Source organism: Pseudomonas sp. PARCl1, assembly GCF_947311875.1.
GTDB lineage: Bacteria > Pseudomonadota > Gammaproteobacteria > Pseudomonadales > Pseudomonadaceae > Aquipseudomonas > Aquipseudomonas juntendi.
Genome location: NZ_CAMZMX010000008.1, coordinates 57,627 through 80,455, shown reverse-complemented (window position 1 = coordinate 80,455; position 22,829 = coordinate 57,627). Strand labels below are relative to the sequence as shown.

Genomic DNA, 22,829 nt, shown 5'->3' with positions numbered 1-22,829 from the left:
CGGCATCACGGACCCTGCCTGTTTTGTTGTAATGGCAGGTATCCAGCGTGTTCTGCTGCGGCACGCCGGCAACGTCACGGTTGCGCGATGGCGGCGGCCTCCTCGCTGACGGCCGCGCATCTGCGTGCGCTGGTCCGACGGCATCCTGCAAGCATGGCACTTATGCCGCCGAAGGGTTGCGTACGTGCGACCAGGCGCATTCTGAAACCGACGCTGGTCAGCCCCGGCCGTGGGCCTTGAGCTTGAGTTTCTCGGTATCGACGCGGACGAACACCGAGTCCGCCGTCACGGTCAGCACGTCGCCAGCCCAGACTTCACAGATCACCCGGCTCTTGCGCCCTACTTCACCTTCTACCCGGGCCTTGAGCAGCAATTCGATGCCCATCGGGGTGGGTTTCAGGTAGGTCAGGTTGAGCGTCCCGGTCACGCAGTCGATGCGCGGCAGGCTGCCCGGCGCGCGGCCTTCGTGCCGGTAGTGGTAGGCCATGGCGGTCCAGTTGGAATGGCAATCCACCAGCATCGCCAGCAGGCCGCCGTACACCAGGCCTGGCCAACCGCTGAAGGTGCTGTCCGGGGCATGCCTGCAGACCAGGTGGATACCATCGGCATGCCAATGGCTTTGCAGGTGCAACCCGCTGGGGTGGGAGCAACCGCAGCCGTAGCAGGTACCGTCTGGTGCCGCCATGGCCTGGAGGGAAAGGGGCTGGTCGTTCATACGCTTCCTGTGCTGATGAAAAAGGGGGCGCGCAACGCCCCCATTAAAGCAGAAACATCAGGCGGCCTGCGCAACCACGCGGCCACGCCGCTGGGTCAACGACACCAGCAGGATGAACACCGTCACCCCGGCGGTCATCAGTGTTTCATAGCGGTAGGCATCGCTGAACAGCATGTAGCCCAGCACCATGACAATGGTGCCGATCACCAGCCAGGTCAGGTAGGGGAACAGCCACATTTTCAGCTCCAGCGGGCGCCCTTCGCGCTCGGCGCGGGCCCGCATGCGCAGCTGCGACACGGCGATCACCAGGTACACCAGCAACGCGATGGCACCGGTGGTAGACAACAGGAAGCCAAACACCTTGCCAGGGAACACATAGTTGACCAGGCAACCGGCGAAGCCTGCCAAGGTGGAGAACAGCACGGCCACGGTCGGCACCCCAGAGCCGGAAATGCGCTTGGTCATGCTCAGCGCCTGGCCACGCGCGCCCAGCGAATAGAGCATGCGCGAGGCTGTGTACAGGCCCGAGTTCATGCAGCTGGTCACTGCCACCAGCACCACCAGGTCGACCAGCAGCTTGGCCCCCGGCACGTTCAACACCTCCAGCACCCGCTGGAATGAACCGACCGCCCTCAACGCCGGGTCGTTCCAGGCCACCAGCGACACCACCAGGAAGATCGAGGCCAGGTAGAAGATGGCGATGCGGTAGACCACCAGGTTGGTGGCACGGCGGATCTTGTCTTTGGGGTTGGCGGTTTCGTCAGCGGCGATGGTGACGATTTCGGCACCGAAGAACGAGAAGATGGTAATCAGCACGCCACCCAGTACGGTGCCGAAGCCGTTGGGCATGAAGCCGCCGTGGTCCCACAGGCGGCTGACCCCGGACACCTCGGCCAGCGGCCAGAAACCGAACACCGCCAACCCGCTGACCACGATGAACGCAATGATCGCCACCACCTTGACCAAGGCGAACCAGTACTCGAACGCACCGAAGTTCTTCACGCTGACCAGGTTGGTGCCCGCCAGCACCAGCATGATCAGGAAGGCGAACAGCCACGAGGGCACGCCCGGGAAGTAGGCATGCAGGATGTCGGCGCCGGCGATGGCTTCGACCGGAATGATCAGCACCCAGAACCACCAGTACAGCCAGCCGATGGTGAACCCGGCCCACGGGCCGATGGCCTCGCTGGCATAGGTCGAGAACGAGCCGCTGTTGGGGTTGGCGATGGCCATTTCACCCAGCATGCGCATGACCAGCAGCACCAGCAGGCCGGTCATGGCGTAGGAAATGAGGATCGCCGGGCCGGCGGTGGCAATGGCATTGGACGAGCCGATGAACAGGCCGGCGCCGATGATGCCGGCGATGGAAATCATGGACACCTGGCGCGAGGTCAGGCCGTGCTGCAAGGAGCGCTGTTTCTTGTTGTCGTGAGAAGCCATGAAGAACCCTCGAATGGGTCGGCCGCGGCATGGCGGCTGAAGGTCGGAGCAGAATTCTTTTAAATTTCTGATGCGCGTTGTTGTTGTTTTACAAAAACCAAAAGCGGGTTAACGACCTCCTCTTTACATGACCGGTTGTCATTGTTGATCCAGGTCAGTATTAATCTATAGGCCGGGGTCAACAAACGACCTTTTCGAAACACATAATTCCGTTTTGGAATGAACTCCTTACTTTTTTGCTCGGTATTCACCCGTCATGTCCAAACGCCTGATGCCCTCGACCACCGCCCTTCAGTGTTTCGAAGCGGCCGCCCGCCACCTCAGCTTCACCCGTGCGGCGCAAGAGCTGCACCTGACCCAGAGCGCCGTCAGCAAGCAGGTGGCGCAGCTTGAAGACATGCTCTCGCACTCGCTGTTCCAGCGTATTCGCCGGCGCCTGCACCTGACCCCGGCCGGCGCCCTGTACCTCACCGAAGTGAACAAGATCCTCACCCAGATCGATATTTCCAGCCGCTACATCCTCAGCTATGGCGACGAAACCGAAGTGCTGCGCATTGCTACCCAGCCCACCTTCGGCGCGCGCTGGCTGGTGCCCAGGCTCAAGGGCTTCGGCGACCGCTACCCGCGTATTCACCTGGACATACGCAACGAGCTGGAGCCGTTCGACCTGGTCCAGGCCAAGGCCGACATCGCCTTTTTCTTCGGCCAGGGCACCTGGCCCGGGGCAACCTGCATCGAATTGTTCAGTGAAGAGGTCGTGCCGGTGTGCAGCCCGCAGCTAGTGGCCAGCCACCCTTTCGACAGTGCCCAGGCGCTGACCGAGCACCGCCTGTTGCAGTGCGTGTCGCGGCCCGAAGCCTGGCATGAGTGGTTCCTGGGGCTGGGCTTGCACAGCCAGAACAGCTACCACGGGCCGCGTTTCGACACCTTCTACCTGTGCATCCGCGCGGCCATCGCCGGTTGTGGCATCGCCCTGATCCCGCGCTACCTGGTGGCCGAGGAATTGAGCGAAGGCAAGCTGGTGGTGGCCTGGGACCACCCGGTGCCGAGCAATGGCCGGCACTTCATCGCGCATGCCGAACATGCCGCCGAAGTGCCCAAGATAAGGGCTTTTGTGCAGTGGATACGGGAGCGCGTAGCTGAGGGGGATTGATTTGAATGGCGAAGTATCGGCCAGATCACGAATCCATGGAATGACCGCAATCGAATAATTCGTTTGCGGAATAACCTGCGAACACGTTTGGATAATAAGAAACTCGAACAAGGTCCGCGTGCACCATGAACCAGGAAAGTATCAGCCAATCGATTGCCATCGTTCACCCAATCACACTTTCCCATGGCCGCAATGCCGAAGTCTGGGACACTGACGGCAAACGTTACATCGACTTTGTCGGTGGTATCGGCGTGCTCAACCTGGGCCACTGCAACCCGGCCGTGGTCGAGGCCATCCAGGCCCAGGCCACCCGCCTCACTCACTATGCCTTCAACGCCGCCCCCCATGGCCCGTACCTGGCGCTGATGGAGCAACTGAGCCAGTTCGTACCGGTCAGCTACCCGCTGGCCGGCATGCTCACCAACAGCGGCGCGGAAGCCGCGGAAAACGCCCTGAAAGTGGCCCGTGGCGCCACCGGTAAACGGGCCATCATCGCCTTCGACGGGGGCTTCCACGGCCGCACCCTGGCTACCCTGAACCTCAACGGCAAGGTCGCCCCGTACAAGCAACGGGTCGGCGAGCTGCCCGGGCCGGTCTACCACCTGCCCTACCCCAGCGCCGACACCGGGGTCACCTGCGAACAGGCACTCAAGGCCATGGACCGCTTGTTCAGCGTCGAGTTGGCCGTGGAAGACGTGGCGGCGTTCATTTTTGAGCCGGTGCAGGGAGAAGGTGGTTTCCTGGCCCTCGACCCGGCCTTCGCCCAGGCCCTGCGCCGCTTCTGCGACCAGCACGGCATCCTGATCATCATCGACGAGATCCAGTCAGGCTTTGGCCGCACCGGCCAGCGCTTCGCCTTCCCGCGCCTGGGGCTCGAGCCCGACCTGCTGTTGCTGGCCAAGAGCATTGCCGGTGGCATGCCCTTGGGTGCGGTGGTCGGGCGCAAGGACCTGATGGGGTCATTACCCAAGGGCGGCCTCGGCGGCACCTACTCGGGCAACCCCATTGCCTGTGCGGCAGCACTGGCCAGCCTGGCGCAGATGACCGACGAGAACGTGGCTACCTGGGGTGAGCGCCAGGAGCAGGCCATCGTCAGCCGCCACCAGCGTTGGACGGCCTCGGGCCTGTACCCGCTCATCGGGCGCCTGACCGGCGTGGGCGCCATGCGCGGCGTTGAATTCGTCAATGCAGACGGCAGCCCCGCCCCGGCGCAACTGGCCAAGGTGCTGGACGCGGCGCGCGCCAAAGGCCTGCTGCTGATGCCCAGCGGCAAGGCGCGGCACATCATCCGCCTGCTGGCACCGCTGACCATCGAGGCCGAGGTGCTCGAAGAAGGGCTGGATATCCTCGAGCAGTGCCTGGCGGAGTTGAACTGAGCGTTACAGCCCCAGCTCTGCCGGGGTGAGCATGTCGGACTCGAACGCGATCCAGCCGCCTTCGAGTTCGGCATGGCCATTGACGATCGGGCCGTAGTAGGTCAGGCCGTTCTCCAGGGTGACGCAAATGTGCGTGGCACTCTTTTCAGGCGCCGCGAGCGTACCGACGAAATGCACCTTTTTCAGGGTCTCGGTCACCGCCTCCAGGCCAACGCGCATACCGGGGTTTTCCGATGCCTCGGTATCGCCCCCACGGTCCTCGGCGCTGATGGTGACGGTGGCGATGTACGGGTACTGGGTGCTCAAGCGGGGTTACCTCAATGGGTGGGTAGGCGTATGGGCGCGTAGAGTACGGCAGGCGTTGCCTGTTGTCTCTACTGGCCTCATCGCTGGCAAGCCAGCGCCCACAGGCATACAACCCTTGAATACGCTGCAGCCCTTGTGGGAGCGGGTTCACCCGCGAAGCGGCCAGCCCTGCAACAGGTGATCTGGCCGCCCCGATCTGTTAGGGTGCCCGCCGATGCACGCCACACCACACGAGGATCCCGAGTGAGCGCCGAAGAACCCCTGATCGCCGACCTGTTCGATGTCGACAAACGTCTGTCCCTCAAGCCGGTGGTGGACTTCAACAGCTACCTGCGCAACGCTTTCGGCGAGGGCCCGTGCCGCTGCCACCGCTGCGTCGAAGGTGCCGACCCCAGCACCTATAGCCACGCGCACACCTTCACCTTCGACGCCCGCCCGTGGCACCGCCGTTTCGCCAGCACCGCCGGCAGCGATGTGGCCCAGGTGCTGAAGAAAGCCTGGCTGTCCTATACCAAGGCCGACCTGAACCTGATCGGCGCGCTGGACCTGGCCACGCTCAAGACCTTCACCGAAGCCGGCCTGCACCCACGCTTGCTGGCTTTGCTACCGGCGTGTGGCCTGGCTCGCGAAGTGGATGGCCAGTGGCTGCTGCAGGCCCAGGCCGACTGACAGCCCGGCGGCACGGCAGGATTCCACGGGTCTGCTAACGTGGTGGAATCCGCCCAGCCGCAGGTAGTCCGCCATGGCCCGCACAACGCCCATCGAACTGTACCGCAACATCGGCATCGTCGCCCACGTCGACGCCGGCAAGACCACGACTACCGAGCGGATCCTGTTCTACACCGGGGTCAACCACAAGATGGGCGAGGTGCACGATGGCGCCGCGACCATGGACTGGATGGCCCAGGAGCAAGAGCGCGGCATCACCATCACCTCGGCGGCGACCACGGCCTTCTGGCAAGGCTCGACCAAGCAGTTCGCCGACAAGTACCGGTTCAACATCATCGACACCCCCGGCCACGTCGACTTCACCATCGAAGTGGAACGCTCGCTGCGCGTACTCGATGGTGCCGTGGTGGTCTTCAGCGGCGCCGACGGCGTCGAGCCCCAGTCCGAAACGGTCTGGCGCCAGGCCAACAAGTACCATGTGCCGCGCCTGGCCTACATCAACAAGATGGATCGCCAGGGCGCCGACTTCCTGCGGGTGGTCAAACAGATCGACCAGCGCCTGGGCCACCACCCTGTGCCGATCCAGCTGGCCATTGGCAGTGAAGAGCATTTCATCGGCCAGATCGACCTGGTGAAGATGAAAGCTATCTACTGGAACGATGCCGATAACGGCACCAGCTATCGCGAAGAAGAGATACCTGCCGAGCTCAAGGCGCTGGCCGATGAATGGCGCGCGAAGATGGTGGAGGCCGCGGCTGAGGCCGATGACGAACTGACCGAGAAGTTTCTTGAGGGCGAAGAACTGAGCATCGAAGAAATCAAGGCCGGCCTGCGCAAACGCACCCTGAACAACGAAATCGTACCCACCATCCTCGGTTCCTCGTTCAAGAACAAGGGCGTGCCGCTGATGCTCGATGCGGTGATCGATTACCTGCCTGCCCCGTCGGAAATCCCGGCAATCAAGGGCACCGACCCCGACGACGAAAACAAGCACCTGGAACGCCACGCCGACGACAAGGAGCCGTTCTCGGCCCTGGCCTTCAAGATCGCCACCGACCCGTTCGTCGGCACCCTGACCTTCGCCCGGGTGTACTCCGGGGTGCTCAGCTCCGGCAATGCCGTGCTCAACTCGGTCAAGGGCAAGAAAGAGCGCATCGGCCGCATGGTGCAGATGCACGCCAACCAGCGCGCGGAGATCAAGGACGTATGCGCCGGTGACATCGCTGCCCTCATCGGCATGAAGGACGTGACCACCGGCGACACCCTGTGCGACATGGACAAGCCAATCATCCTGGAACGCATGGACTTCCCCGACCCGGTGATTTCCGTGGCCGTGGAACCGAAAACCAAGGCCGACCAGGAAAAAATGGGCATCGCCCTGGGCAAACTGGCCCAGGAAGACCCGTCATTCCGCGTGCGCACCGACGAAGAAACCGGCCAGACCATCATCTCCGGCATGGGCGAGTTGCACCTGGACATCATCGTCGACCGCATGCGCCGTGAATTCAACGTCGAGGCCAATATCGGCAAGCCGCAGGTGGCCTACCGCGAGAAAATCCGCAACACCTGCGAGATCGAGGGCCGCTTCGTCCGCCAGTCCGGCGGCCGCGGCCAGTACGGTCATTGCTGGATCCGCTTCGCCCCCGGTGACGAAGGCAAGGAAGGCCTGGAGTTCGTCAACGAGATCGTCGGCGGCGTGGTGCCCCGCGAATACATCCCGGCGATCCAGAAGGGTATCGAAGAACAGATGAAGAACGGCGTGCTGGCCGGCTACCCGCTGATCAACCTGAAGGCAGCGGTGTATGACGGCTCGTACCACGATGTGGACTCCAACGAGATGGCCTACAAGATCGCAGCGTCGATGGCCACCAAGCAACTGTCGCAAAAAGGCGGCGCGGTACTGCTGGAGCCGGTGATGAAGGTGGAAGTGGTCACCCCCGAGGAATACCAGGGCGACATCCTGGGTGACCTGAGCCGGCGCCGGGGCATGATCCAGGACGGCGACGAAACCCCGGCGGGCAAGGTGATCCGCGCCGAGGTGCCGTTGGGCGAAATGTTCGGCTACGCCACCTCGATGCGCTCGATGACCCAGGGCCGGGCCAGCTTCTCGATGGAGTTCACCCGCTATGCCGAGGCCCCAGCCAGCATTGCCGATGGCATCGTCAGGAAGAACCGCGGGGAGTGATTCATTTGCCTGTGCCGGCCTCTTCGCGGGCACGCCCGCTCCCACTGGGGCAGCGCCTGCGCCATTCCTGTGGGACCGGGCATGCCCGCGAAGAGGCCAGCACAGACAATAACCTTTCTCAGTGCTGCTCCCCTGCCCGCTTCAACAGCTTCTTGCACCGCTCCGACAGATGCACCACGCGCAGGTGCTTGCCCGCCTTGGCATAACGCTCGCGCAAGGTCTGCAGTGCGGCAACCGCCGAGTAATCGACAAAGCTCAGGTGCTGGCAGTCCAGCGTGACCTGGGCCGGGTCGCTGGCGGCATCGAACTGGTCGAGAAATGAAGTGGTCGAGGCGAAGAACAGCGTGCCATGCACTTGATAACGTTTGCTGCCATCGGCGTCTTCATGGCTGTCGGCGTACAACTCCCGGGCATGCTGCCAGGCAAAGTTCAGCGCCGCGATCACGATGCCGAACAGCACTGCCATGGCCAGGTCGGTAAACACCGTGACCACGGTCACCGCTATGATCGCCAGCACATCGTTGACCGGCACCTTGTGCAACACCCGCAAGGACGCCCAGGCAAAGGTCTGCTGGGCCACCACGAACATCACGCCAACCAGCGCCGCCAGGGGAATACGCTCGATCAAAGGCGACAGGAACAACACGAACAGCAGAATCATCACACCGGCTACCACACCCGACAGCCGGCCACGGCCATTGGAGCTCAGGTTGATCACCGTTTGCCCGATCATCGCGCAACCCCCCATGCCACCGCACAGGCCCGACACCATGTTCGCGGCGCCCAATGCCACGCACTCGCGGTCCGGGTAGCCGCGGCTTTCGGTGATTTCGTCGGTCAGGTTCAGCGTGAGTAGGGTTTCCAGCAGGCCGACCATGGCCATCAGCACCGCGTAGGGGGCGATGATCTTGAGGGTTTCCAGGTTCCACGGCACATCCGGCAGCGCCAGCCCCGGCAAGCCGCCAGCGATGTGCGCCATGTCACCCAAGGTGCGGGTGGGCAAGCCGAGCAGGTACACCAGCAAGCCAACGCCAAGAATCGCCACCAGTGCCGGCGGTACGGCGCGGGTGAGCTTCGGCAGCAGGTAGACCACCGCCATGGTCAGCGCCACCAGGCCAATCATCAGGTACAGCGGCGTACCACTGAGCCAGTGCTCACCGTTTTTGAAGTGCTCCAGCTGGGCCATGGCAATGACAATGGCCAGGCCGTTGACGAAGCCCAGCATGACCGGGTACGGCACCAGGCGCACCAGCTTGCCCAGGCGCAGCAGGCCGAACAGAATCATCACCACCCCGCCCAGCAGCACCGTTGCCAGCAGGTATTGCGCGCCGTGCTGCACCACCAGCGCCACGATCACCACCGCCATCGAGCCGGCAGCCCCGGAAATCATGCCCGGCCGACCGCCGAACAGTGCGGTCAAGGTGCAAATGATGAACGCACCGTACAGGCCCATCAGCGGGTTAAGGTGGGCCACCAGGGCAAAGGCGATGCACTCGGGCACCAAGGCAAACGAGGTGGTCAGGCCGGCGAGCAGGTCGGCGCGTAGTCGGGTGTGTTTCATGGGCATCCTGTAATTAGCCGGACAACAGCCTGGGCACCTGTACGGCCTTTAGAGCGGGCAAAAATCGAAGGCGGGATGTTACGGAATTTGTCTGACAGCAGCCACCGCGCAATGTGCCGAAGGGCTCTCAGGCTCCCTGGCACGGCCTGTGGAGGGCGATTATCTGCAATTATCTGGCTGACTATAATTTATAGTTTCCTGGATAAAGCCAGGATAAAAGGCAGTTTTTGATGTGCATCCAGCACAGGCAGGACGCCTTTGCCATCATGGCAACCCCACCTGCGGAGATCATGGACATGCCGCTACGCCCCATAAGCGCCGCCCTGCTGGTGGCCGCCAGCCTCACCGCCCAGGCCGCCACCGAGGTATTGCCGCTGCAGCACCGCAGCAGTGCCGAACTGCTGCCTGCCGCACAGGCATTCATCGCCAAAGACGGCACGGTCAGCGCCTTCGAGAACAAGCTGATCGTCAACGCCAGCCCCGAGCGCATCGACGACCTGCGTGCCTTGCTGCAGCAGCTGGATACCGCGCCCAAGCGCCTGCTGATCAGCGTTGACAACAACGACAGCAACTTCCAGGACAACCGGGGCAACGGCCAGGTCATTCGCTACGGCACCAGCAACCGCGACGGTGGCATGCAGCAAGTTCAGGCCAGCGAAGGCCAGCCAGCACTCATCCAGGTTGGCCAGAGCATCCCGGTTACCAGCACCAGCACCGACGGCTACGGGCGCCTCCAGAGCAACACCGAATACCGCAACGTGACCCAAGGTTTCTATGTCACCCCGACTCTGAGCGGAGAAACGGTTCGTCTGCAAATAAGCACAAATAATGACCGCATCAGCCAGGAACGTGCAGATGTAGTAAAAGTGCAAAGTACCGACACAACCATCACTGGCAAGCTCGGCGAGTGGATCACCCTGGCGGGCTACAACCAGCAGAGCCAAGCGGACCGCAGTACGTCAAGCCGCAGTTACAGCACCCAGCGCGGTGAAAACATGACTTTGCGTGTAAAAGTCGACCTTCTCGACTGATCCCAGGCAATTCAAGGCCTCGACCAAAGGCCTTGAAACTGACTGACAAGTCGTATTAGACCAAAGATGTAGTAAGCACAAAAAACCACTACAAAACATTTGACAGGGTGTTTTTCCCAAGGGCATGATGGCCTCGCTCCCGCTAATCAGGGGCCCTGGCAAGGGCCTTCGAGGCGCGCTCCTCCCACCCCCGGAGGCGCCTTGTGTCTATACGGCCCACAAGGCGGTTCGACGGGATTGCGACTGCAACGAAGAAGTTGTCCCGAGGGACGGAAGCGCATCACCGCAGTACTGGCAATCGCGTAGCACCGCAGTTAGGCATCCACGAGCCGACCTGCCGGGGCGCCCTCTGCCTGGCCTGCACTCTCCTTCCCCTTCGAGCCTTCGCGTTCGCCGCCGCACACCTGCGAACAGGACAGCCGCCAGGCACCTGATCTGCTCCGAGCATCAGCACAATTAACTCAAGATCGATGCGACGAGGTTTATTTCCATGGCACTGACACGCGAACAGCAAATTGCAGCCCTCGAGAAAGACTGGGCCGAGAACCCGCGCTGGAAAGGCGTGACCCGTACCTACACCGCCGCTGATGTCGTTCGCCTGCGTGGCTCCGTGCAACCCGAGCACACCTTTGCCCGCCAGGGTGCAGAGAAACTGTGGAAGCTGGTCACCGAAGGTGCCCACCCGTCCTTCCGCCCTGAGAAAGACTTCGTCAACTGCATGGGCGCCCTGACTGGCGGCCAGGCAGTCCAGCAGGTAAAAGCCGGCATCCAGGCCATCTACCTGTCCGGCTGGCAGGTTGCCGCCGACAACAACTCGGCCGAGTCCATGTACCCGGACCAGTCGCTGTACCCGGTCGACTCGGTACCGACCGTGGTCAAGCGCATCAACAATGCGTTCCGCCGCGCTGACCAGATCCAGTGGAAAGCGGGCAAGAACCCGGGCGACGAAGGCTACATCGACTACTTCGCGCCGATCGTGGCTGACGCCGAAGCCGGTTTCGGCGGCGTACTGAACGCCTACGAGCTGATGAAGAACATGATCGAAGCAGGCGCCGCCGGCGTGCACTTCGAAGACCAGCTGGCCTCGGTGAAAAAGTGCGGCCACATGGGTGGCAAGGTACTGGTACCGACCCAGGAAGCCGTACAGAAGCTGGTGGCTGCACGCCTGGCTGCTGACGTATCGGGCGTACCGACCATTATCCTGGCCCGTACCGACGCCAACGCCGCCGACTTGCTGACCAGCGACTGCGACCCGTACGACCAGCCGTTCGTGATTGGCGAGCGCACCCGTGAAGGCTTCTACAAGGTACGCGCCGGCCTCGACCAGGCCATCGCCCGCGGCCTGGCCTACGCGCCGTATGCCGACCTGATCTGGTGCGAGACTGCCAAACCGGACCTGGACGAAGCCCGCCGCTTCGCCGAAGCGATCAAGAAGGAGTACCCGGACCAGATCCTTTCGTACAACTGCTCGCCTTCCTTCAACTGGAAGAAGAACCTGGACGACGCCACCATTGCCAAGTTCCAGCGCGAACTGTCGGCCATGGGCTACAAACACCAGTTCATCACCCTGGCCGGCATCCACAACATGTGGCACGGCATGTTCAACCTGGCGCACGACTACGCCCGCAACGACATGACCGCCTATGTGAAGCTGCAGGAGCAGGAATTCGCTGACGCCAGCAAGGGCTACACCTTCGTGGCGCACCAGCAGGAAGTGGGCACTGGCTACTTCGACGACATGACCACTGTTATTCAGGGTGGGGCTTCGTCGGTGACTGCACTGACTGGTTCGACTGAGGAAGAGCAGTTCCATTGATAGTGGAATGCGGTTGAACGAAGGCCCGGGGCTTGTAAAAGCGCCGGGCCTTTGTTTTTGCCGGTACCGGCCCTTTCGCGGATGAACCCTGTAGGAGCGGCCTTGTGTCGCGAAAGGGGTGCGTAGCGCCCCCGGGATCTATGCGCCAACGCAAAATTGCCGGGGCCGCTCTGCGGCCCTTTCGCGACACAAGGCCGCTCCTACAGGCGAATCGCGCCTATCAGGGGTGCCTCTGTGCTGCATGCCAGTTCAGCTTGCCGGCTCCCACATCTGTTTCGGGCCAGTCCATCCTGGGCCAGCGCAGGCGACCGCCTAGTAAATACGGCGCGGTATCGAGCCATGCGCCAAAGGGGGCGCGCGCAAATCACACAGGCATCATTGGCCCGAAACAGATGTGGGAGCCGGCTTGCCGGCGATGCGCCGCGCGGGCGGCGCTCGGTCTCACAGGCGCTGCATTCCTTTCGCCATACAAATGGCAGCCCTCACGCGACCCAACGGCAGCCCCAACAAACCCCATAATCAGGTCTATCTTGAGGCAGCAAACCAGCAAGGACCGCATCAGGGCGGCGAGGTGCCTGCCTTGGTTTTTGCGGTGTTGCGCAGATCGAGCGCCGCCCGCGCGGCGCATCGCGAGCTGCGCTCGCTCCTACGCTTGTTTCGGGCCAGTTATGCCTGTGGGATTTGCGCGCGAACGCTTTGGCGCACGCCTCGATATGGCGACGTACAAACAAGGCGGTCGCGCGCGGGCGGCGCTCGGTTTCACAGGCGCTGCATTCCTTTCGCCATACAAATGGCAGCCCTCACGCGACCCACGCCAGCCCAACAAACCCCACAATCACGTCTATGCTTGTGGCAGCACCGCACCCAGGGCAGCACTGGCCGGCCGCTTCATCAGCCAGTCATGACCCAACCACTAAAGTATTGACCCAGAGCGGTGCAACCGCCGCGCAAAGCTGCTAGAACACGGCCCTTTCGCATTTACAAGTAGGGGGACTCGCCAGATGAACTTTACAAGGCTCAGAACAGCCCAGTTAAATGGCACCAGGCCAAATGATATTAATTATCATTACGAAACTTGTAATTCGTTACCACTCGCAAGAAACATAATTAACAAAAGCGCACGCAATGCCCGAATTTCAAGGCTTTCAGCCATTTACGCGCTGCTGTTGCACTAAATCCTACGGATAAATTTGCTACAGAAATTTTACTTGCACCAGGTTTACCCATAAAATCAGCGCGATTGATTCAGCTGCGACATTTGGTCACTGCATGTGCGACACCAGGTCGCCGCTCTACACTTTTTTCAGACTGCAGAGCTGGGTCTCTGTATAAGGATTTCTAGCATGTCCGATTCGGCAGGACTCATCGCCCACAACTGGGGCTTTGCCATCTTCCTCCTGGGTGTCGTCGGCCTGTGCGCCTTCATGCTCGGCCTGTCCAGCCTGCTCGGTAGCAAGGCATGGGGCCGCGCCAAGAACGAACCCTTCGAATCCGGCATGCTGCCCGTCGGCAGCGCCCGCCTGCGCCTGTCCGCCAAATTCTATCTGGTCGCGATGCTGTTCGTGATCTTCGATATCGAAGCCCTCTTTCTCTTTGCATGGTCTGTGTCCGTCCGCGAAAGCGGCTGGACCGGGTTCGTCGAAGCACTCGTTTTCATAGCAATTCTGTTGGCAGGTCTTGTCTACCTATGGCGCGTCGGGGCACTTGATTGGGCTCCCGAAGGTCGCCGCAAGCGGCAAGCGAAGCTGAAACAATGAGGCTTTGGCATGCAATACAATCTCACCAGAATCGATCCGGATGCGCCCAACGAGCAGTACCCGGTCGGTGAACGGGAAACCGTCACTGATCAACTGCTGGAGGACCAGGTCCACAAGAACATCTTCATGGGCAAGCTCGAAGATGTGCTGCGTGGCGCGGTCAACTGGGGTCGCAAGAACTCACTGTGGCCGTACAACTTCGGCCTGTCCTGCTGCTACGTGGAAATGACCACGGCCTTCACGGCCCCCCACGACATCGCCCGCTTCGGCGCCGAAGTCATCCGGGCCTCGCCGCGTCAGGCCGACTTCATGGTCATTGCCGGTACCTGCTTCGTGAAAATGGCGCCGATCATCCAGCGCCTGTACGAGCAGATGCTCGAGCCCAAGTGGGTGATCTCCATGGGGTCGTGCGCCAACTCCGGTGGCATGTACGACATCTACTCGGTCGTTCAGGGGGTCGACAAGTTCCTCCCCGTGGACGTCTATGTGCCTGGCTGCCCGCCACGCCCTGAGGCTTTCCTGCAAGGCTTGATGCTGCTGCAGGAGTCGATCGGCCAAGAACGACGCCCGCTTTCCTGGGTTGTTGGTGATCAAGGTATTTACCGTGCCGAGATGCCAGCCCAGAAAGACTTGCGTCGTGAGCAGCGCATTGCCGTAACCAACCTGCGCAGCCCCGACGAAGTCTGATCCAGCGACCTGCCGCCCGCTCCCCATGGAGCCGGCGGCCTGGCTTCATTCTTAACGTTGACCCAAAGCGACCGAGACCATGACAGCGGACAACGCTATTTTCATTCCGCCCTACAAGGCTGACGACCAGGATGTGGTCGTCGAACTGCACAACCGTTTTGGCGCCGAAGCATTCGTCGCCCAGGAAACCCGCACCGGCATGCCCGTGCTGTGGGTCAAGCGCGCCCAACTCAAGGAAGTGTTGAGCTTCCTGCGTGGCGTGGCCAAGCCGTACAGCATGCTGTACGACCTGCACGGCGTCGACGAACGCCTGCGTACCCAGCGCCGCGGCCTGCCAGCCGCCGACTTCAGCGTGTTCTACCACCTGCTGTCGATCGAGCGTAACAGCGACGTGATGATCAAGGTGTCGCTCAGCGAAGGCGACCTCAACCTGCCATCGGTGACCAGCATCTGGCCGAACGCCAACTGGTACGAGCGCGAAGTCTGGGACATGTTTGGCATCGACTTTGCCGGCCACCCGCACCTCAGCCGCATCATGATGCCCCCCACCTGGGAAGGCCACCCGCTGCGCAAGGACTACCCGGCCCGTGCCACCGAGTTCGACCCGTACAGCCTGACCCTGGCCAAGCAGCAGCTCGAAGAGGAATCGGCGCGCTTCAACCCCGAAGCCTGGGGCATGAAGCGTCAGGGCGCCAACGAGGACTACATGTTCCTCAACCTCGGCCCCAACCACCCTTCGGCGCACGGTGCATTCCGCATCGTGCTGCAGCTGGACGGTGAAGAGATCGTCGACTGCGTACCGGACATCGGCTACCACCACCGTGGCGCCGAGAAAATGGCCGAGCGCCAGTCCTGGCACAGCTTCATCCCCTACACCGACCGTATCGACTACCTCGGCGGGGTGATGAACAACCTGCCGTACGTGCTCGCGGTGGAGAAGCTGGCCGGCATCCAGGTGCCGCAGAAGGTCGACGTGATCCGCATCATGCTCGCCGAGTTCTTCCGCATCACCAGCCACCTGCTGTTCCTGGGCACCTATATTCAGGACGTGGGTGCCATGACCCCGGTGTTCTTCACCTTCACCGACCGCCAGCGCGCCTACACCGTGATCGAGGCGATCACCGGTTTCCGCCTGCACCCGGCCTGGTACCGCATCGGTGGCGTCGCCCACGACCTGCCGCGCGGCTGGGACAAGCTGGTCAAGGACTTCGTCGAATGGCTGCCCAAGCGCCTCGACGAGTACACCAAGGCGGCCTTGCAGAACAGCATCCTCAAGGGCCGTACCATCGGCGTCGCTGCCTACAACACCAAGGAAGCACTGGCCTGGGGCACCACCGGTGCGGGCCTGCGCGCCACCGGTTGCGACTTCGACCTGCGCAAAGCCCGCCCTTACTCCGGCTACGAGAACTTCGAGTTCGAAGTACCGCTGGCCCACAACGGCGATGCCTACGATCGCTGCATGGTCCGCGTCGAGGAGATGCGCCAGAGTATCCGCATCATCGACCAGTGCCTGCGCAACATGCCGGAAGGCCCGTACAAGGCGGATCACCCGCTGACCACGCCGCCGCCGAAAGAGCGCACCCTGCAGCACATCGAAACCCTGATCACGCACTTCCTGCAAGTCTCGTGGGGCCCGGTGATGCCGGCCAACGAGTCGTTCCAGATGATCGAGGCGACCAAGGGCATCAACAGTTACTACCTGACGAGCGATGGCGGCACCATGAGCTACCGCACCCGGATCCGTACCCCGAGCTACCCGCACCTGCAGCAGATCCCTTCGGTGATCAAAGGCAGCATGGTCGCCGACCTCATTGCGTACCTGGGCAGTATCGACTTCGTTATGGCTGACGTGGACCGCTAAGCATGAACAGCACGCTTATCCAGACAGACCGTTTCGCCCTGAGCGAAACCGAGCGCTCGGCCATCGAGCACGAAATGCATCACTACGAGGACCCGCGCGCGGCGTCCATCGAAGCCTTGAAGATCGTTCAGAAGGAACGCGGCTGGGTGCCGGACGGCGCCATTCACGCCATCGGCGAAGTGCTGGGCATTCCGGCCAGCGACGTCGAAGGTGTAGCCACCTTCTACAGCCAGATTTTCCGCCAGCCAGTCGGCCGCCACATCATCCGCGTGTGCGACAGCATGGTCTGCTACATCGGCGGCCACGAATCGGTGGTCAGCCAGATCCAGAGCGAACTGGGCATCGGCCTTGGCCAGACTACCGCAGACGGCCGCTTCACCCTGCTGCCGGTATGCTGCCTGGGCAACTGCGACAAAGCCCCGGCGCTGATGATCGACGACGACACCTTCGGTGACGTGCAGCCGGCTGGCGTTTCCAAACTGCTGGAGGGTTACGTATGACCATTACTTCCTTCGGCCCGGCCAACCGCATCGCGCGCACGGCCGAAACCCACCCGCTGACCTGGCGCCTGCGTGACGACGGCGAACCGGTATGGCTGGCCGAGTATGAATCGAAGAACGGCTACGCCGCCGCGCGCAAGGCGCTGGCAGACATGTCCGCCGACGAAATCGTGCAAAGCGTCAAGGACTCCGGCCTCAAGGGCCGTGGTGGCGCCGGCTTCCCCACCGGGGTGAAGTGGGGCCTGATGCCCAAAGACGAATCCATGAACATCCGCTACCTGCTGTGCAACGCGGACGAAATGGAGCCCAACACCTGGAAGGACCGCATGCTGATGGAGCAACAGCCCCATCTGCTGGTGGAGGGCATGCTGATCAGCGCCCGCGCCCTGAAGGCCTACCGCGGCTACATCTTCCTGCGCGGCGAATACACCACCGCCGCGAAGAACCTCAACCGCGCCATCGATGAAGCCAAGGCCGCAGGCCTTTTGGGCAAGAACATCCTGGGCAGCGGTTTCGATTTCGAGCTGTTCGTGCACACCGGTGCCGGGCGCTACATCTGCGGTGAAGAAACCGCGCTGATCAACTCGCTGGAAGGCCGCCGCGCCAACCCGCGCTCCAAGCCGCCCTTCCCTGCTGCGGTGGGTGTATGGGGCAAACCGACCTGCGTGAACAACGTCGAAACCCTGTGCAACGTGCCAGCCATCGTCGCCAACGGCAACGACTGGTACAAGTCGCTGGCCCGTGAAGGCAGCGAAGACCACGGCACCAAGCTGATGGGCTTTTCCGGCAAGGTCAAGAACCCGGGCCTGTGGGAACTGCCGTTCGGCGTTACCGCCCGCGAGCTGTTCGAGGACTACGCCGGTGGCATGCGTGACGGCTTCAAGCTCAAGTGCTGGCAGCCAGGCGGCGCCGGTACCGGCTTCCTGCTGCCCGAGCACCTCGACGCGCAGATGTACGCCGGTGGCATCGCCAAAGTCGGCACCCGCATGGGTACGGGCCTGGCCATGGCGGTCGACGACAGCGTCAACATGGTGTCGCTGCTGCGCAACATGGAAGAGTTCTTCGCCCGCGAGTCGTGTGGCTGGTGCACCCCTTGCCGTGACGGCCTGCCGTGGAGCGTGAAAATGCTCCGCGCACTGGAAAACGGCCAGGGCCGCGCCGAAGACATCGAGACGCTGCTGGGGCTGGTCAACTTCCTTGGCCCAGGCCGTACCTTCTGTGCTCACGCACCGGGTGCCGTCGAGCCATTGGGCAGTGCCATCAAGTACTTCCGCTCGGAGTTCGAGGCCGGTGTGGCGCCTGAAAGCGCTGGCACCCTGCGCCCGAACCTGGCGAAGCCGATTGTGGTCGGCGCATAAGAAGATAGAACGCGGGTGGTCCGTGCCACCCGCCAGCCCGCCGGCAGGCCCGAATGACTCGTGGCGTGCCGCAGGCTCACCGATTTCCATTAGCCACGCCCGCTCACGCGGGCCAACGAAGAACTTTGAACAATGGCCACTATCCACGTAGACGGCAAAGCGCTCGAAGTCAACGGTGCTGACAACCTGTTACAGGCGTGTCTGTCACTCGGCCTCGACATCCCTTATTTCTGCTGGCACCCCGCGCTTGGTAGCGTGGGTGCCTGCCGGCAGTGCGCGGTCAAGCAGTACACCGACGAGAACGACACCCGTGGTCGTATCGTCATGTCCTGCATGACCCCTGCTTCCGACGGCACCTGGATCTCCATCGACGATGAAGAGTCCAAGGCGTTCCGCGCCAGCGTCGTCGAATGGCTGATGACCAACCACCCGCACGACTGCCCGGTGTGCGAGGAAGGCGGTCACTGCCACCTGCAGGACATGACGGTAATGACCGGCCACAACGAGCGCCGCTACCGTTTCACCAAGCGTACCCACCAGAACCAGGACCTCGGCCCGTTCATCGCCCATGAGATGAACCGCTGCATCGCCTGCTACCGCTGCGTGCGCTACTACAAGGACTACGCCGGCGGGACCGACCTGGGTGTCTACGGCGCCCACGACAACGTGTACTTCGGTCGCGTCGAAGACGGCGTGCTGGAAAGCGAGTTCTCCGGCAACCTGACCGAAGTCTGCCCAACGGGCGTGTTCACCGACAAGACCCACTCCGAGCGCTACAACCGCAAGTGGGACATGCAGTTTGCCCCGAGCATCTGCCATGGCTGCTCCAGCGGCTGCAACATCAGCCCGGGCGAGCGCTACGGCGAGCTGCGCCGTATCGAAAACCGCTTCAACGGTTCGGTGAACCAGTACTTCCTGTGCGACCGCGGCCGCTTTGGCTACGGTTACGTCAACCGCACGGACCGCCCGCGCCAGCCACAACTGGCCGACGGCACCAAGCTGGGTCTGGACGCCGCCCTGGACAAGGCCGCCGACCTGCTGCGCGGCCGCACCATCGTCGGTATCGGTTCGCCACGCGCCAGCCTCGAAAGCAACTACGGCCTGCGTGAGCTGGTCGGTGCCGAGTACTTCTACTCGGGCATGGAAGCTGGCGAGCTGGCCCGGGTGCGCCTGGCCCTGGACGTGCTGAACAACAGCCCGCTGCCGGTGCCGACCCTGCGCGACATCGAAGACCACGACGCCGTGTTCGTGCTGGGTGAAGACCTGACCCAGACCGCTGCCCGCGTCGCCCTGGCTGTGCGCCAGGCGACCAAGGGCAAGGCCGAGGCCATGGCCGAAGCGATGAAGGTGCAGCCTTGGCTCGACGCTGCCGTGAAGAACATCGGCCAGCACGCGCTGTACCCGCTGTTCATCGCTTCGCTGGCGCAAACCAAGCTGGACGACGTGGCTGAAGAGTGCGTGCACGCAGCCCCCGCCGACCTGGCCCGCCTGGGCTTCGCCGTGGCCCACGCCATCGACCCGAGCGCCCCGGCCGTCGAAGGCCTGGACGCCGAAGCCAAAGCCCTGGCCCAGCGCATCGCCGACGCCCTGGTGGCCGCCAAGCGCCCATTGGTGGTAGCGGGCACTTCGCTGGCCGACCCGGCCCTGATCGAAGCCGCCGCCAACATCGCCAAGGCCCTGAAGCTGCGCGAGAAAAACGGCTCCCTGAGCCTGGTGGTGCCAGAGGCCAACAGCATCGGCCTGGCCATGCTCGGTGGCGAGTCGGTAGATGCCGCGCTGGACGCCGTCATCAGCGGCAAAGCCGATGCGATCGTGGTGCTGGAAAACGACCTGTACGCCCGCGTAGCGGCTGCCAAGGTCGACGCAGCCCTGGCGGCCGCCAAAGTGGTGATCGTCGCCGACCACTCGAAAACCTCGACGGTCGACCGCGCCCACCTGGTGTTGCCGGCCGCCTCGTTCGCCGAAGGCGACGGTACCCTGGTCAGCCAGGAAGGCCGTGCCCAGCGCTTCTTCCAGGTGTTCGACCCGCAGTACCTGGACAGCAGCATCCAGATCCACGAAGGCTGGCGCTGGATGCACGCCCTGCGTGCCACCCTGCTGAACAAGCCGGTCGACTGGACGCAACTGGACCACGTCACCAGCGCCTGTGCGGCTGCCGCGCCGCAACTGGCCGGCATCGTCAATGCCGCGCCAAGCGCCGCGTTCCGCATCAAGGGCATGAAGCTGGCCCGCGAGCCGCTGCGCTACTCCGGCCGTACCGCCATGCGCGCCAACATCAGCGTGCACGAACCACGTACCCCGCAAGACAAGGACACCGCGTTCGCCTTCTCCATGGAAGGCTACTCGGGCTCGGCCGAACCGCGCCAGCAGGTGCCGTTCGCCTGGTCGCCGGGCTGGAACTCGCCACAAGCCTGGAACAAGTTCCAGGACGAGGTCGGTGGCCACCTGCGTGCTGGTGACCCGGGCGTGCGCCTGATCGAGTCGCAAGGCGACCGCCTGAACTGGTTCAGCGCCATTCCGGGCGCCTTCAACCCGGCCCGTGGCACCTGGACTGCCGTACCGTTCTTCCACCTGTTCGGCAGCGAAGAAAGTTCCTCGCGCGCCGCCCCGGTGCAACAGCGTATTCCGGCGGCCTACGTGGCCCTGGCCAAGTCCGAGGCCGACCGCCTGGGCGTCAACGAAGGTGCGCTGCTGAGCCTGACCGTTGCCGGTGTGGCCCTGCGCCTGCCGCTGCGTATCAATGAAGAGCTGGGCGCTGGCCTGGTCGCGCTGCCGAAAGGCCTGGCCGGCATTCCGCCTGCCATCTTCGGTGCACCCGTCGAAGGTCTGCAGGAGGCAGCACAATGAGCTGGTTCACCCCCGAAGTGATCGATGTGATCATCCAGGTCGTCAAGGCTATCGTGGTGCTGTTGGCCGTGGTGGTCTGCGGCGCGCTGCTCAGCTTCGTCGAACGCCGCTTGCTGGGCTGGTGGCAGGACCGCTACGGTCCTAACCGTGTCGGCCCGTTCGGCATGTTCCAGATCGCAGCCGACATGCTGAAGATGTTCTTCAAGGAAGACTGGAACCCGCCCTTCGTCGACAAGATGATCTTCACCCTGGCGCCAGTCGTGGCCATGAGCGCCCTGCTGATTGGCTTCTCGATCATCCCGATCACCCCGGGCTGGGGCGTCGCCGACCTGAACATCGGCCTGCTGTTCTTCTTCGCCATGGCCGGCCTGTCGGTCTACGCGGTGCTGTTTGCCGGCTGGTCGTCGAACAACAAGTACGCCCTGCTGGGCAGCTTGCGGGCGTCGGCCCAGACCGTGTCGTACGAAGTGTTCCTGGGCCTGGCGCTGATGGGCGTGGTGGTGCAGGTGGGCTCGTTCAACATGCGCGACATCGTCGAGTACCAGGCGCAGAACCTGTGGTTCATCATTCCGCAGTTCTTCGGCTTCTGCACCTTCTTCATCGCTGGCGTGGCCGTGACTCACCGTCACCCGTTCGACCAGCCGGAAGCGGAACAGGAACTGGCCGACGGCTACCACATCGAGTATGCCGGCATGAAGTGGGGCATGTTCTTCGTCGGTGAGTACATCGGCATCATCCTCATCTCGGCGCTGCTGGTAACCCTGTTCTTCGGCGGCTGGCACGGCCCGTTCGGCATCCTGCCGCAACTGCCGTTCCTGTGGTTCGCATTGAAGACCGCGTTCTTCATCATGCTGTTCATCCTGCTGCGCGCCTCGATCCCGCGCCCACGCTATGACCAGGTGATGGACTTCAGCTGGAAGTTCTGCCTGCCGCTGACCCTGATCAATTTGCTGGTGACCGCTGCGCTCGTGCTCTACAACACGCCAGCCGTCGCGGCCCAGTGAGGATTTGACCCATGTTCAAGTATATCGGCGACATCGTTAAGGGCACCGGCACCCAGCTGCGCAGCCTGGCCATGGTGTTCTCCCACGGGTTTCGCAAACGCGACACCCTGCAGTACCCCGAAGAGCCCGTGTACCTGCCGCCGCGCTACCGCGGCCGCATCGTGCTCACCCGCGACCCCGACGGCGAGGAGCGCTGCGTAGCGTGCAACCTCTGCGCGGTGGCCTGCCCGGTCGGCTGCATCTCGCTGCAGAAAGCCGAAACCGAGGACGGCCGCTGGTACCCGGAGTTCTTCCGCATCAACTTCTCGCGCTGCATCTTTTGCGGCCTGTGTGAAGAAGCGTGCCCGACCACCGCGATCCAGCTGACTCCGGATTTCGAAATGGCCGAGTTCAAGCGTCAGGACCTGGTGTACGAGAAAGAAGATCTGCTGATCTCCGGCCCCGGCAAGAACCCTGACTACAACTTCTACCGTGTTGCGGGTATGGCCATCGCTGGCAAGCCGAAAGGCGCTGCACAGAACGAAGCCGAGCCGATCAACGTGAAGAGCTTGCTCCCATAAGGA

At 62.9% G+C, this 22,829-nt stretch carries 18 protein-coding genes; 14 read left to right on the top strand and 4 right to left on the bottom strand.

Annotated features, from left to right (window positions below):
• Nucleotides 1-217 precede the first annotated feature (217 nt).
• Together QME24_RS07000 and QME24_RS06995 are read right to left on the bottom strand one after the other, a co-directional pair.
• The gene (locus QME24_RS07000; RefSeq protein WP_232891978.1) at nt 218-715 is read right to left on the bottom strand and encodes a PaaI family thioesterase; all 498 of its coding nucleotides are present in this window, start codon (nt 713-715) and stop codon (nt 218-220) included.
• Between the two features lie 57 nt (nt 716-772).
• Complete coding sequence (locus QME24_RS06995; protein ID WP_232891979.1) at nt 773-2,155, bottom strand: amino acid permease; 1,383 nt, start codon at nt 2,153-2,155, stop codon at nt 773-775.
• Nucleotides 2,156-2,411: 256 nt separating this feature from the next.
• Between QME24_RS06995 and gcvA the strand changes: the two genes are divergently transcribed.
• Entirely contained in the window at nt 2,412-3,308 is an 897-nt protein-coding gene (gene gcvA / locus QME24_RS06990) for a transcriptional regulator GcvA (protein WP_029885289.1), read from the top strand.
• Nucleotides 3,309-3,433: 125 nt separating this feature from the next.
• Complete coding sequence (locus QME24_RS06985; RefSeq protein WP_280091374.1) at nt 3,434-4,684, top strand: aspartate aminotransferase family protein; 1,251 nt, start codon at nt 3,434-3,436, stop codon at nt 4,682-4,684.
• 3 nt (nt 4,685-4,687) lie between these two features.
• On the opposite strand, the gene QME24_RS06980 is transcribed toward QME24_RS06985, so the two are convergent.
• Nucleotides 4,688-4,990 carry a hypothetical protein gene (locus QME24_RS06980; protein WP_280091375.1) on the bottom strand — a complete coding sequence of 101 codons (303 nt, stop codon included), beginning with the start codon at nt 4,988-4,990 and terminating at the stop codon, nt 4,688-4,690.
• A gap of 243 nt (nt 4,991-5,233) precedes the next feature.
• Here QME24_RS06980 and QME24_RS06975 point away from each other — a divergent pair, with 243 nt between their 5' ends.
• The gene (locus tag QME24_RS06975; RefSeq protein ID WP_054904919.1) at nt 5,234-5,659 is read left to right on the top strand and encodes a hypothetical protein; all 426 of its coding nucleotides are present in this window, start codon (nt 5,234-5,236) and stop codon (nt 5,657-5,659) included.
• 73 nt (nt 5,660-5,732) lie between these two features.
• A complete protein-coding gene (gene fusA / locus QME24_RS06970; RefSeq protein WP_054904920.1) occupies nt 5,733-7,844 on the top strand; it encodes an elongation factor G in 2,112 nt (703 codons plus the stop codon).
• 118 nt (nt 7,845-7,962) lie between these two features.
• On the opposite strand, the gene QME24_RS06965 is transcribed toward fusA, so the two are convergent.
• Nucleotides 7,963-9,405, bottom strand: a complete 1,443-nt coding sequence (locus tag QME24_RS06965; RefSeq protein WP_054904921.1) for a SulP family inorganic anion transporter — start codon at nt 9,403-9,405, stop codon at nt 7,963-7,965.
• 266 nt (nt 9,406-9,671) lie between these two features.
• On the opposite strand from QME24_RS06965, the gene QME24_RS06960 reads away from it, so the two are divergent.
• The 10 genes from QME24_RS06960 to nuoI all read left to right on the top strand — a co-directional run bounded on the left by QME24_RS06960 (nt 9,672) and on the right by nuoI (nt 22,826).
• Entirely contained in the window at nt 9,672-10,436 is a 765-nt protein-coding gene (locus QME24_RS06960) for a secretin N-terminal domain-containing protein (RefSeq protein ID WP_177331330.1), read from the top strand.
• Between the two features lie 490 nt (nt 10,437-10,926).
• The gene (gene aceA, locus QME24_RS06955) at nt 10,927-12,252 is read left to right on the top strand and encodes an isocitrate lyase (protein ID WP_009684219.1); all 1,326 of its coding nucleotides are present in this window, start codon (nt 10,927-10,929) and stop codon (nt 12,250-12,252) included.
• Between the two features lie 1,343 nt (nt 12,253-13,595).
• On the top strand, nt 13,596-14,009 hold the full coding sequence (locus QME24_RS06950; protein WP_003251427.1) for an NADH-quinone oxidoreductase subunit A: 414 nt from the start codon (nt 13,596-13,598) through the stop codon (nt 14,007-14,009).
• 9 nt (nt 14,010-14,018) lie between these two features.
• Nucleotides 14,019-14,696, top strand: a complete 678-nt coding sequence (locus tag QME24_RS06945; RefSeq protein ID WP_003251429.1) for an NADH-quinone oxidoreductase subunit B — start codon at nt 14,019-14,021, stop codon at nt 14,694-14,696.
• Between the two features lie 79 nt (nt 14,697-14,775).
• Nucleotides 14,776-16,557: an NADH-quinone oxidoreductase subunit C/D gene (nuoC, locus tag QME24_RS06940; RefSeq protein WP_009686425.1), complete on the top strand. Its 1,782-nt coding sequence runs from the start codon at nt 14,776-14,778 to the stop codon at nt 16,555-16,557.
• 2 nt (nt 16,558-16,559) lie between these two features.
• Nucleotides 16,560-17,057: an NADH-quinone oxidoreductase subunit NuoE gene (gene nuoE, locus QME24_RS06935; RefSeq protein ID WP_003251433.1), complete on the top strand. Its 498-nt coding sequence runs from the start codon at nt 16,560-16,562 to the stop codon at nt 17,055-17,057.
• Nucleotides 17,054-18,415 carry an NADH-quinone oxidoreductase subunit NuoF gene (gene nuoF / locus QME24_RS06930; RefSeq protein ID WP_054904798.1) on the top strand — a complete coding sequence of 454 codons (1,362 nt, stop codon included), beginning with the start codon at nt 17,054-17,056 and terminating at the stop codon, nt 18,413-18,415. Before nuoE ends, nuoF begins: the two co-directional genes overlap by 4 nt.
• A gap of 132 nt (nt 18,416-18,547) precedes the next feature.
• Nucleotides 18,548-21,262: an NADH-quinone oxidoreductase subunit NuoG gene (nuoG, locus tag QME24_RS06925; protein ID WP_280091768.1), complete on the top strand. Its 2,715-nt coding sequence runs from the start codon at nt 18,548-18,550 to the stop codon at nt 21,260-21,262.
• Complete coding sequence (gene nuoH / locus QME24_RS06920; RefSeq protein ID WP_029886631.1) at nt 21,259-22,266, top strand: NADH-quinone oxidoreductase subunit NuoH; 1,008 nt, start codon at nt 21,259-21,261, stop codon at nt 22,264-22,266. The genes nuoG and nuoH overlap by 4 nt, the downstream gene beginning before the upstream one ends.
• Nucleotides 22,267-22,277: 11 nt before the next feature.
• Nucleotides 22,278-22,826, top strand: a complete 549-nt coding sequence (gene nuoI / locus QME24_RS06915) for an NADH-quinone oxidoreductase subunit NuoI (protein ID WP_016488223.1) — start codon at nt 22,278-22,280, stop codon at nt 22,824-22,826.
• Nucleotides 22,827-22,829 lie beyond the last annotated feature (3 nt).

Bases quoted from the DNA above. Each gene is read 5' to 3' on its own strand.
- QME24_RS06950 (WP_003251427.1), top strand. From the start codon at position 13,596: ATGTCCGATTCGGCAGGACTCATCGCCCACAACTGGGGCTTTGCCATC.
- QME24_RS07000 (WP_232891978.1), bottom strand. From the start codon at position 715: ATGAACGACCAGCCCCTTTCCCTCCAGGCCATGGCGGCACCAGACGGT.
- nuoE (WP_003251433.1), top strand. From the start codon at position 16,560: ATGAACAGCACGCTTATCCAGACAGACCGTTTCGCCCTGAGCGAAACC.
- QME24_RS06965 (WP_054904921.1), bottom strand. From the start codon at position 9,405: ATGAAACACACCCGACTACGCGCCGACCTGCTCGCCGGCCTGACCACC.
- nuoF (WP_054904798.1), top strand. From the start codon at position 17,054: ATGACCATTACTTCCTTCGGCCCGGCCAACCGCATCGCGCGCACGGCC.
- nuoG (WP_280091768.1), top strand. From the start codon at position 18,548: ATGGCCACTATCCACGTAGACGGCAAAGCGCTCGAAGTCAACGGTGCT.
- nuoH (WP_029886631.1), top strand. From the start codon at position 21,259: ATGAGCTGGTTCACCCCCGAAGTGATCGATGTGATCATCCAGGTCGTC.
- QME24_RS06960 (WP_177331330.1), top strand. From the start codon at position 9,672: ATGGCAACCCCACCTGCGGAGATCATGGACATGCCGCTACGCCCCATA.
- nuoI (WP_016488223.1), top strand. From the start codon at position 22,278: ATGTTCAAGTATATCGGCGACATCGTTAAGGGCACCGGCACCCAGCTG.
- QME24_RS06995 (WP_232891979.1), bottom strand. From the start codon at position 2,155: ATGGCTTCTCACGACAACAAGAAACAGCGCTCCTTGCAGCACGGCCTG.
- QME24_RS06985 (WP_280091374.1), top strand. From the start codon at position 3,434: ATGAACCAGGAAAGTATCAGCCAATCGATTGCCATCGTTCACCCAATC.
- nuoC (WP_009686425.1), top strand. From the start codon at position 14,776: ATGACAGCGGACAACGCTATTTTCATTCCGCCCTACAAGGCTGACGAC.
- QME24_RS06945 (WP_003251429.1), top strand. From the start codon at position 14,019: ATGCAATACAATCTCACCAGAATCGATCCGGATGCGCCCAACGAGCAG.
- gcvA (WP_029885289.1), top strand. From the start codon at position 2,412: ATGTCCAAACGCCTGATGCCCTCGACCACCGCCCTTCAGTGTTTCGAA.
- aceA (WP_009684219.1), top strand. From the start codon at position 10,927: ATGGCACTGACACGCGAACAGCAAATTGCAGCCCTCGAGAAAGACTGG.
- fusA (WP_054904920.1), top strand. From the start codon at position 5,733: ATGGCCCGCACAACGCCCATCGAACTGTACCGCAACATCGGCATCGTC.